Origin of the sequence: Bradyrhizobium pachyrhizi, assembly GCF_001189245.1 — a bacterium.
Classification (GTDB): domain Bacteria; phylum Pseudomonadota; class Alphaproteobacteria; order Rhizobiales; family Xanthobacteraceae; genus Bradyrhizobium; species Bradyrhizobium pachyrhizi.
In genome coordinates this window covers 19,329-28,769 of sequence record NZ_LFIQ01000069.1, presented here as the reverse complement: position 1 = coordinate 28,769, position 9,441 = coordinate 19,329, and the positions used below count along the sequence as shown (strand labels likewise).

Annotated in this window: 8 protein-coding genes; 5 read left to right on the top strand and 3 right to left on the bottom strand. The window is 65.0% G+C overall.

The genetic code is table 11. The features are described 5' to 3' along the window. The first annotated feature begins 223 nt into the window (after positions 1-223). The 4 genes from glgX (at position 224) to AKL29_RS14380 (ending at position 6,527) form a co-directional block, all read left to right on the top strand. Positions 224-2,347, top strand: a complete 2,124-nt coding sequence (gene glgX, locus AKL29_RS14395) for a glycogen debranching protein GlgX (RefSeq protein ID WP_152977594.1) — start codon at positions 224-226, stop codon at positions 2,345-2,347. Between the two features lie 245 nt (positions 2,348-2,592). After that, positions 2,593-4,458: a sigma-54-dependent Fis family transcriptional regulator gene (locus AKL29_RS14390; RefSeq protein WP_050384655.1), complete on the top strand. Its 1,866-nt coding sequence runs from the start codon at positions 2,593-2,595 to the stop codon at positions 4,456-4,458. Between the two features lie 81 nt (positions 4,459-4,539). After that, positions 4,540-6,123 (top strand): tetratricopeptide repeat protein, encoded by a 1,584-nt coding sequence (locus tag AKL29_RS14385; protein ID WP_050384654.1) that lies wholly within the window; start codon positions 4,540-4,542, stop codon positions 6,121-6,123. Then, a complete protein-coding gene (locus tag AKL29_RS14380; protein WP_050384653.1) occupies positions 6,123-6,527 on the top strand; it encodes a hypothetical protein in 405 nt (134 codons plus the stop codon). The genes AKL29_RS14385 and AKL29_RS14380 overlap by 1 nt, the downstream gene beginning before the upstream one ends. 9 nt (positions 6,528-6,536) lie before the next feature. Here AKL29_RS14380 and AKL29_RS14375 read toward each other — a convergent pair whose 3' ends face one another. Continuing rightward, a complete protein-coding gene (locus AKL29_RS14375) occupies positions 6,537-7,292 on the bottom strand; it encodes an SDR family oxidoreductase (RefSeq protein ID WP_050384652.1) in 756 nt (251 codons plus the stop codon). 442 nt (positions 7,293-7,734) lie between these two features. Here AKL29_RS14375 and AKL29_RS14370 point away from each other — a divergent pair, with 442 nt between their 5' ends. Continuing rightward, positions 7,735-8,211 (top strand): hypothetical protein, encoded by a 477-nt coding sequence (locus AKL29_RS14370; protein ID WP_028335900.1) that lies wholly within the window; start codon positions 7,735-7,737, stop codon positions 8,209-8,211. Positions 8,212-8,418: 207 nt separating this feature from the next. On the opposite strand, the gene AKL29_RS14365 is transcribed toward AKL29_RS14370, so the two are convergent. Together AKL29_RS14365 and AKL29_RS44815 are read right to left on the bottom strand one after the other, a co-directional pair. Continuing rightward, positions 8,419-8,973 (bottom strand): flavin reductase family protein, encoded by a 555-nt coding sequence (locus AKL29_RS14365; RefSeq protein ID WP_016847112.1) that lies wholly within the window; start codon positions 8,971-8,973, stop codon positions 8,419-8,421. 85 nt (positions 8,974-9,058) lie between these two features. Beyond that, on the bottom strand, positions 9,059-9,441 hold a 383-nt coding region (locus AKL29_RS44815; protein WP_430648873.1), incomplete at its 5' end, for a hypothetical protein.

Here is a 9,441-nt window from a genome sequence, read left to right as displayed (position 1 = left end):
TGGGTCCCGGCCTTCGCCGGGACGACGGTGAAATTGTTGCGGGCTCTGTGAGTCACACATTCGCTTCGTATGCCCCGAATGACGAACGGAGAGAGCGGCGCCGCGTTTGAACCGTCACACAGGCCAGGGACAAACTCTCCTAAAATCACCCATGCAACGTTTTCCGCACGGCGGCGTTTGTTGCAGATTGATCTGGCGGCCTGACAGGGGCCTTGGGGAACCGATGTCCGATTTCGTCATCGAGGAAGGGCTGCCCTATCCGCTGGGCGCCCATTGGAGTGGTCACGGCACCAATTTCGCGGTGTTTTCCGCCAACGCCACCAAGGTCGAGGTGTGCCTGTTCGACGGCGGGCGCGAGACGCATCGCTTCGAGCTGCCCGAATACACCGACCAGGTGTTTCACGGCTTCATCAATGGCGTGCAGCCGGGGACGTTCTACGGCTATCGCGTCTACGGTCCCTACCAGCCGGACGGCGGCCACCGCTTCAATCCGAACAAGCTGCTACTCGATCCCTACGCCTGCGCCCATGCCGGCAGCCTAACGTGGAATCCGGCGGTGTTCGGCTACAAGATGGAGAGCGGCGACGACCTCACCTTCGACGAGCGCGACAGCGCGCCGTTCATGCCGAAATGCGTGGTGGTCGATCCCAATTTCGACTGGGTCCAGGAAGCGCAGCGGCAGGACGTGCACTGGGACGAGACCGTGGTCTACGAGACCCACGTCAAGGGGTTCACCAAACAGCACCCGGGCGTCAACGAACATTTGCGCGGCACTTATGCCGGCTTCGGCTCGAACGCCGCGATCGATCATCTGAAGGCGCTCGGCATCACCTCGGTCGAGCTGCTGCCGGTGCATTCTTTCATCAACGACAGCAACCTGCTGGACAAGCACCTCACCAATTACTGGGGCTACAACACCATCGGCTTCTTCGCGCCGGATCCGCGCTACGCCGCCGACGTGCCGAACAGCCTGCGCGAATTCAAGGAGATGGTGTCGCGGCTGCATGGCGCCGGCCTCGAAGTCATTCTCGATGTCGTCTACAACCACACCGCCGAAGGTAATGAGCGCGGCCCGACGCTGTCGTTCAAGGGTATCGACAATGCGAGCTATTACCGGCTGCTGCCGGACAAGCGGCGCTACTACATCAACGACACCGGCACCGGCAACACGGTGAACCTGTCACATCCGCGGGTGATCCAGATGGTGATGGACAGCCTGCGCTACTGGGCCGGCCACATGCATGTCGACGGCTTCCGCTTCGATCTCGGCACCATCCTGGCGCGGGAAGTCTACGGTTTCGACGAGCAGTCCGGCTTCCTCAAGGCGATGAACCAGGACCCGTTGCTCGCGACCGTCAAGCTGATCGCCGAGCCCTGGGATTGCGGCCCCGGCGGCTACCAGGTCGGCGGCTTTCCGGCGGGCTGGGCGGAGTGGAACGACAAATACCGCAACGTTGTGCGCGATTTCTGGCGGGGCGAGGCGGCACCAGGCAGCCTGGCGCCGCGGCTGCTCGGCTCGCACGACGTGTTCAACCGCGAGGGACGCCGCACCTGGGCCAGCGTCAACTTCATCACCGCGCATGACGGGTTCACGCTGAACGATTGGGCGAGCTACAACAACAAGCACAACGAGGCCAACGGCGAGCACAACAATGACGGCTCGTCGGACAACCACTCCTGGAATTGCGGCGCCGAGGGCCCGACCGACAATCCGGATATCCGCACTTTGCGCGAACGGCAGAAGCGCAACATGCTGGCGACGCTGCTGGCCTCGCAGGGCACGCCGATGCTGCTCGGCGGCGACGAGTTCGGCCGCACCCAGCGCGGCAACAACAATGCGTACTGCCAGGACAACGACATCTCCTGGTTCGACTGGAATTTTTCCGACGACGCCGGGAAGCTGCTCGCTTTCACCAAGCGGATGATCAAGCTGCGGCGCGACTACCCGATCCTGCGTCGCAGCCGCTTCCTCTCCGGCGATCGCGATCCGCAGCTCGAGATCCGCGACGTGGTCTGGATCGGCACGACAGGCGCCGAGATGACGCAAACCGACTGGAGCACCGGCTGGATCAAATGCTTCGGCGTCGTGCTCGACGGCCGCGCCCGCAAGACCGCGATCGCGCGTGAGGGCGAGGACGACACCGTGCTGGTCATCCTCAACAGCTATCAGGGCGAGGTCGACTTCAAGCTGCCGCCGACCTCAGCCGGCGCGCATTGGTCGCTGCTGCTCGACACCAACGCGCCGGAAGAGCCGGCGGGCGCGCAGCTCGCGTTCGACAGCGCGTACAAGGCGGCGGGGCGTTCGTTCGTGCTGCTCACGTCCGGCGAGGTGAAGTCATCCCCGTAGCCCGTTGGCTCCACTCGGGCTGCGGTCCGCCTTCTACTTCCCCCTGAAAGGGGGAAGGTCGGGATGGGGGTCAACCACAGGCGACGCTCTGTGCGGAGAGAGCGGATCCCCACCCGCTTTGCTCTACCGAGCAAGGCGACCTCCCCTTTTCAAGGGGAGGTTGCCGTCCCGCGACCCCGTCGGCCAATTGACATTCGGCCGCGGACTGCCAGACTTCGCGGAAAATTAGGGGTGGAGACCTCTGGATGGCCAATCTTTCGGCCTCAAATCACGTCGCCCGTGTTTTGTCGACGGCCAACCAGGTGGCCGGCGTCGACACCGAGACGCGGATTGCCGCGTCCTGGCGGCGCTGCCTGGTCAATCACAACCTCGATCCGGCCCGGCGCGGGCCGCCGCAGACGCTGACCGAGGCCGAGGTCCGGCACATCGCCGAGCCGATGGAGGATTTGATCCAGGTCGCGATCCCGGAACTGGAAGACCTCGCCCGGGTGCTTCACGACTCCGGCTACTGCGTCAATCTCGCCGATCCCAACGCCACCATGCTGGTGAGCAGGTTGCCCGACGGCGACTACGCGCGGATGTTCCTGGAATGGAAAATCTACACCGGCTCGAACTTCGCCGAGACGTTCGAGGGCACCAACGGGCTCGGCACCGCGCTCGCCGAGCAGCGGCCGATCCTGGTGCATGGCGACGAGCATTTCCGCGAGCAGTGGCACATGTTCACCTGCGCGGTGTCGCCGCTGTTCGATCACGCCGGGCGGCTCGCCGGCGCCGTCAACATCACCTCGTGCCGCAGCGACCTCGGCCGCAGCGCGCATGAACTGGCGCTCGCCGTCACCACGGAGGCGACGCGACGGATCGAGCAGTCGTTCTTCCGCCGGCGCTACCGTGCCTCCTGGATCGCGATGCTGCCCGGCGACGGGCACGGCATGCTGGCCTATGACGACGACCGCCGTGTCGTCGGCGCCTGCCGCACGGCGCGCGCCGCGTTCGGCCTGACCGATGCGATGATCGACGACGGCATCGACCTGTCGCATCTCATTCAACTGGACGATCGCGCGACGCGTGCCGCGGACGAGCAGGTCGCGCTGCGTCGCGCCGACGGCACGCCGTGGGGACGCGGCCATCTGGCGCCGCCGGTGCGGGCGCGATCGCCGCGTCCACCGTCCCAACCGCCGCGCGAAAAGCCGGCCGGACAGTTTTCCGGCCTGCACCGGCTGGCGGGCCGCGATCCCGTCCTGATCAAGGGCGTGAAGCGGCTGATGACGGTCGGCAATCTCGACCTGCCGATCCTGCTGCATGGCGAGACCGGCGCCGGCAAGGACGTGTTCGCGCGCGCCATCCATGCGGCGAGCAATCGCGCCGGCCGCAACTATGTCGCGCTGAACTGCGCGGCGATGCCGGAGAGCCTGATCGACGCCGAGCTGTTCGGCTACGAGGCCGGCGCCTTCACCGGCGCGCGGCGCGAGGGATCGAAGGGGCTGATCGTGCAGGCCTCTGGCGGCACGCTGTTCCTCGACGAGATCGGCGACATGCCGCTTTCGCTGCAGACCCGGCTGCTGCGCGTGCTGGAAAACCGCGAGGTCTGGCCACTCGGCGCGCTGAAGCCGGTCGCGGTCGACATCCGCCTGATCAGCGCCACGCACCGTGATCTGGCGCGGATGGCGGAGGACGGCGGCTTCCGCTCCGATCTGTATTACCGGCTGCGCGGCATGGAGATCCGCCTGCCCGCGTTGCGCGAGCGCGCCGACCGCAGAGACGTCATCGCGCAGATCGCCGACGAGGAAGCGCCGCATTGCCGCATCGCAACCGACGCCTGGGCGCAGCTGATGGCCTATCCGTTCCCCGGCAACATGCGCCAGCTTCGCCACGTGCTGCGGCTCGCCGGCGCCACCGCGGAGGACGGCGTCATCAGCGAGGCGGATCTCGATCTGCCGCCGTTCAGCGCACGCGGTGCGGAGGCCGATCACACCGCGAGCGAGCGCGCCGCGATCGTCGATGCATTGCGCGCCAATGACGGAAGAGTGACGGACGCGGCCAAGGCGCTCGGGCTCAGCCGCGCGACGTTGTACCGGAAGATCAAGGCGTTAGGGATCGCGCTGGACAGCTAGACCAGAACCGCCCCTGCTGTTCCGGCGGCACCTGAAGGGTGCTATCATACACCTTTCATTCAACGCCACGGAGCGGGTCCCATGACACGGTTTCCCCTCGCTGTGGTCGTTGGCCTCATTGCCGCGACCATTTCGCAGCCTGCCGCCTCGGATTCCACTGAGCAACGATTGGGCAAAGTGCATTTTGTGACATCCTGCAAGCCTGAAGCGCAGGAGCTGTTTGATCGCGCCATGCTGTATCAGCATTCGTTCTGGTACAGCGCGTCGCGGCGCACCTTCGAGGAGGTGCTGGAGGCCGACCCGCAATGCGCCATCGCCTATTGGGGGATCGCGCTCAGCTATCTCTACAATCCGCACGCCCCGCCGCCGCCGGAAAACCTTCCGCTCGGCCTCGAGGCTGCGAAAAAAGGCCAGGCGCTGAATGCCGGCACCCCGCGCGAGCGCGAATACATCGATGCGATCGCGGCGATGTATGTCGACTACGACAAGGTCGATCACCGCACCCGCGTGCAGCGTTTCCTCGCGGCCGAAGAGCAGGTCGCGACGCACTATGCCGACGATGACGAGGCGCAGATCGCCTATGCGATCACGCTCAACGTCGCGGCATCCCCGGCCGACAAGACCTATGCCAACCAGCTGAAGGGCGCGGCGCTGCTCGAACCGATCTTCAAGCGCCAGCCCGAGCACCCCGGCATCGCCCACTATCTGATCCATCTCTACGACTACCCGGCGCTCGCGGAGAAGGGCCTCCCCGCGGCGATGCGCTATGCCAAGATCGCCGAACACGCGCCGCATGCCCAGCACATGCCGTCGCACATCTTCACGCGCGTCGGCTACTGGAAGGAGTCGATCGCCTCGAACAAGGAATCCGCGCGCATCGCCAGGGAAGACGGCGAACAGCAGGACCAGGCGCACGCGATGGACTATCTGGTCTATGCCTATCTCCAGCTCGGCCAGGACAAGGAGGCGCGTGCGGTGATCGACGAGCTCGGCAAGCTTCAGTTCAAGCTCGACCGGTTCGCAGGCCCCTTCGCGGTGGCGGCAAGCCAGGCCCGCTATGTCTTCGAACGCGGCGACTGGAAGGGAGCCGCCGCGCTTGAAGTGCATCCGACCAAATACGCCTATGCGGACGCCATCACCTATTTCGCCCGCGCGGTCGGCGCGGCGCGCTCCGGTGACCCCGCCGCCGCCAAGGCCGATGTCGCCAAGCTGGTCGAGCTGCGCGACAAGCTGAAGGACGCAAAGGACGCTTACTGGTCCAACATCGTCGACATCCAGCAGCAGATCGCCAGCGCCTGGGTGCTGTACGCGGAAGGCAAATACGACGAGGCGCTCGGCGCGATGAACGCCGCCGCGCAGGCGGAAGACAAGACCGAGAAGCATCCCGTCACGCCGGGACCGCTGGCGCCGGCGCGCGAGCTCTACGCGGCGATGCTGCTCGATCGCGGCATGGCCAGGGAGGCGCTCGCCGCCTACGAAGCCGTGCTCAAGAAGGAGCCCAACCGGCTGGCGACTTATCTCGGCATGATCAAGAGCGCCAAGGCAGCCGGCGATCAGGCCAAGATCCGGGAATGCGCTGATCAGATTGCCCGGCTTACCGCGGATGCCGACCTGTCGCGGCCGGAGCTGATCGAATTGCGCCAGACGACCGGAAGCAAGCTGTGATGCCACGGGCGACATGGCGCAACGGTGGAGCGGCGCTGCTCGGCGCCGTTGCGCTATCGCTTTGCTATACCCTGCCGCTTGGCGCGATGGAGATCCTCGGCCAGGCCGGCGTGCTCGGCGAATGGGAGCTGACCGGACATCTCACCGAAAGCGCGCCAGGCGCGCCGAGGCAGTTCTCCGGACCGCTCAAGATGAAGCATGTGGGCATCTGCACGCAGGACGGGCCGGACGAACGCGCCGGAGAAATCAGGCTGCAAATCACGGGCGCGGATTCGCAGGTCACGGCCGAGCTTGTGCTGGACGGCGCGCCCTGCACCTACAGCGCCCGCAAGACGCGCAATTACGAGGGCACGCTGTCCTGCGAAGGACGCGCGCCCGTTCCGCTACTGGTGTGGCTCAAATAGCTGATACCGTCAGGCGGCCGGCCGCGCGCGGCGCAACCATTCGTTCAGATCGATGCCGCCGAGGCGCGCCTCGCCGAGCGGCACCAGCGAGTGCTGCTCGACCCGGCCGCCCCAATAAAGCGCCTCAGGGTCTTTCACCACCTCGCGCGGGTCGCCTTTTGCCTTCAGGTAGCGCGCCACGATCTCGTTGAACGGCGCGCGGTCCGGACCTGCGATCTCGACGATGCCGTTGCGCGGCGGCTCGAGCGCGATATCGGCGACGAGCGCGGACACGTCCTCCGCCGCGATCGGCTGGAACAGGCCGGGCGAGAGCCTGATGGTGTTGCCAACCACGCCCGCATCGGCGATCGCGCCGACGAATTCCATGAACTGCGTCGCGCGGATGATGGTGTAGGCAATCCCGGACGCTTCGATCAGCTTCTCCTGTGCGACCTTGGCGCGGAAGTAGCCGTTCTCGGGCGTGCGGTCGGTGCCGACGATCGACAGCGCGACATGGTGCTTGACGCCGGCCGGCTTCTCCGCCGCCAGCAGGTTGCGGCCGGAGGTCTCGAAGAACTCCATCACCGCCTTGTTCTCGAACGACGGCGAATTGGCGAGGTCGATCACGACCGCCGCGCCGGCCAGCGCCTCTTTCAGCCCCTCGCCGGTGATCGCATTGATGCCGTTCTTCGGCGAGGCCGCGACGACGTCATGGCCGCGCTGGCGCAGGATGGCAACGGTCTTTGAGCCGATCAGTCCGGTACCGCCGATCACAACAATCTTCATGGTGAGACTCCTTGTCGGTGACGAGGTTTCTTGAGACGTGCTTGCCGGATTTTCCCGCAGCAATCGTCATGGGTACGTCGATCCGCAGTAACTTCGATGGTTGCCGCGCGCGCGGCCGACCACGGCAGCGAAGAGAAAGATTGGTGAGTGGCGCTACCTCCTCGGTCGATCGCTCGCACGCAACTACACTATAGCACGCCACGGCTTTTCTGATGTCGCGGAACCTGTCGTCTGATGCGCTGGCGGACTACGCTTGCTGAACCTTCTACCGTCGCGTAGACTAATGCGTGCGTTCCAGCCAGCGTGCTGGGGTACCGAAAGCTTCGGCCGCTGCCGGGATATCACCGCGGGCTCTCTTTCGTGCTGCAACGCAAATGCTGGGCATGACGTATAGCCCGCTGTGCACTCCTTGATTTGATTTCAGCAAACGCAGGAGGAGTCTATGCGGAATTTTATCACCTTTTTCGTTTCCAGCGTGGCAATCGTCGTTGCGGCGTCGACCGCCGTAGCGGGTGAGAAAGTGCTCGAGTTCAAGCTCGTCACCAAGCCTGTCGACGTCAAGGTCATCGAGGCAGCAAACGTCGAAGGGCAGACGGTCGTTTCCGGCAAGTTCTTTGGTGTCGCCGTCTTCAGTGATGGCCATATCGGGGTGAAGGAGTTCGTCCATTCAGGAGACATGCTGAAGGGCTCGGGCTCCTATTACGGTTACAGCACCTACACGTTCGAAGAAGGCGCGATCACGGCGCGCTACACCGGCGCGGTCAAAGACGGAAAGTCAAACGGCGAATATACGATCCTCTCGGGCACGGGCGCCTATGCGAATGCGACGGGCACAGGAACGATCGAAAGCGCGCCGAACCCGTTCAAGGGGGTCAATCTTCTGAACATCAAACTGGTCGTGAGAACGCCGGGGTCATAGCAGCGCAGCGTCCGCAGGATCACAGCAAGGACAGCTACGCCTCGCATGGCGTTGGCCCGGCCCGCATGGCCGGGCCAAAGCCATCAAGCGCGGCGCAAGACGGGTCGTCAGCATTGCGCCTCCAAGGCGACGCAGCCCGACAGCCCTCAAACGATCGAGAGAAGATCGGGCGCCTGGACCCGTTCGCCTTGCAGATGTCCGCACGCTTCAGGAAAATTCGTTCCAGCTGACGCGGCGCGCATCTAGGTCGCCGAGCTCGACCGGATCGTGGATGTTGCGCACGCTCTGGAAGCCAGAGCGCAGATAGATCAGCGGGTCGACCGTGGTCGCGGCGCGGACGTGCTGGACCTCGCCGATGAAGATCGAATGGGTCTTGGTCTCGAGCTCCTGCGCCAGCACGCAGTCGAACGCCGCGACGGCATCCTCCAGCACCGGGGCGCCGGTGGCGCCGGTGGTCCAGCGTCCAAACGCAAAACGGTCGTCGCCGTTGACGCCCTTCTGTCCGGAGAAAGTCAGTGCCAGCAGCGCGTGGTCCTCGTTCAGGAAGTTGATGACGAAATGGCGCTCCTCGCGGATGCGCTGATGCGCGCTGGCGTTACGGTTAACGCAGACCAGGACCGAGGGCGGATTGTCCGACAGCGAGCAGGCCGAGGTCACGGTCAGGCCGGTGCGCTGCCCCGTCTCGGAGCCGACCGTCACCAGCGCGACGGCGCCCGCGCAATGGCGCATCGCCTGCTTGAAACTCTGTGCGTCGACCGTCATGCCGCAAACCCTGTTTGAGCATGATCCTGCTCGAAAAGCCGCTTCGCACTTTGCGCCAACGCGGCCCTCCGGGTCCGGATCATGCTTAGGTAAAAAACACTCCGTTCAAGATATGCGAGGCGGGGTGCGAGGCAAGCCCCGCACCCCGCGCAGCTGTCATGCAGCCTTCTCGAACTCGGCGCCGAGATGCTTGAGCCGCGGCATCACCTCGTTCTTGAGCAGGTCCAGCGAGTGCCGCCAGGCCTCCGGCTTGTGCTTGTAGTCGAAGCCGAACACACAAAGGACGCCGAAGCCGCCGACCTCCCGGTAGATCTTCTCGATCTTCTCGGTGACCGTCGCGGGCGAGCCGACGATCCAATTCCGGCGCGCGCAATATTCGACAGTGACGTCGCTGTCGGGCACGTCGGGCGCGTGCTTCAGATAGTCCTTGAAGCCGAAATGGCCGAGCAGCGGCAGGAAGTACTCGCT

Coding starts and splice junctions, on each gene's coding strand:
- glgX (WP_152977594.1), top strand. CDS start 224: ATGTCCGATTTCGTCATCGAGGAAGGGCTGCCCTATCCGCTGGGCGCC.
- AKL29_RS14390 (WP_050384655.1), top strand. CDS start 2,593: ATGGCCAATCTTTCGGCCTCAAATCACGTCGCCCGTGTTTTGTCGACG.
- AKL29_RS14385 (WP_050384654.1), top strand. CDS start 4,540: ATGACACGGTTTCCCCTCGCTGTGGTCGTTGGCCTCATTGCCGCGACC.
- AKL29_RS14380 (WP_050384653.1), top strand. CDS start 6,123: ATGCCACGGGCGACATGGCGCAACGGTGGAGCGGCGCTGCTCGGCGCC.
- AKL29_RS14375 (WP_050384652.1), bottom strand. CDS start 7,292: ATGAAGATTGTTGTGATCGGCGGTACCGGACTGATCGGCTCAAAGACC.
- AKL29_RS14370 (WP_028335900.1), top strand. CDS start 7,735: ATGCGGAATTTTATCACCTTTTTCGTTTCCAGCGTGGCAATCGTCGTT.
- AKL29_RS14365 (WP_016847112.1), bottom strand. CDS start 8,973: ATGACGGTCGACGCACAGAGTTTCAAGCAGGCGATGCGCCATTGCGCG.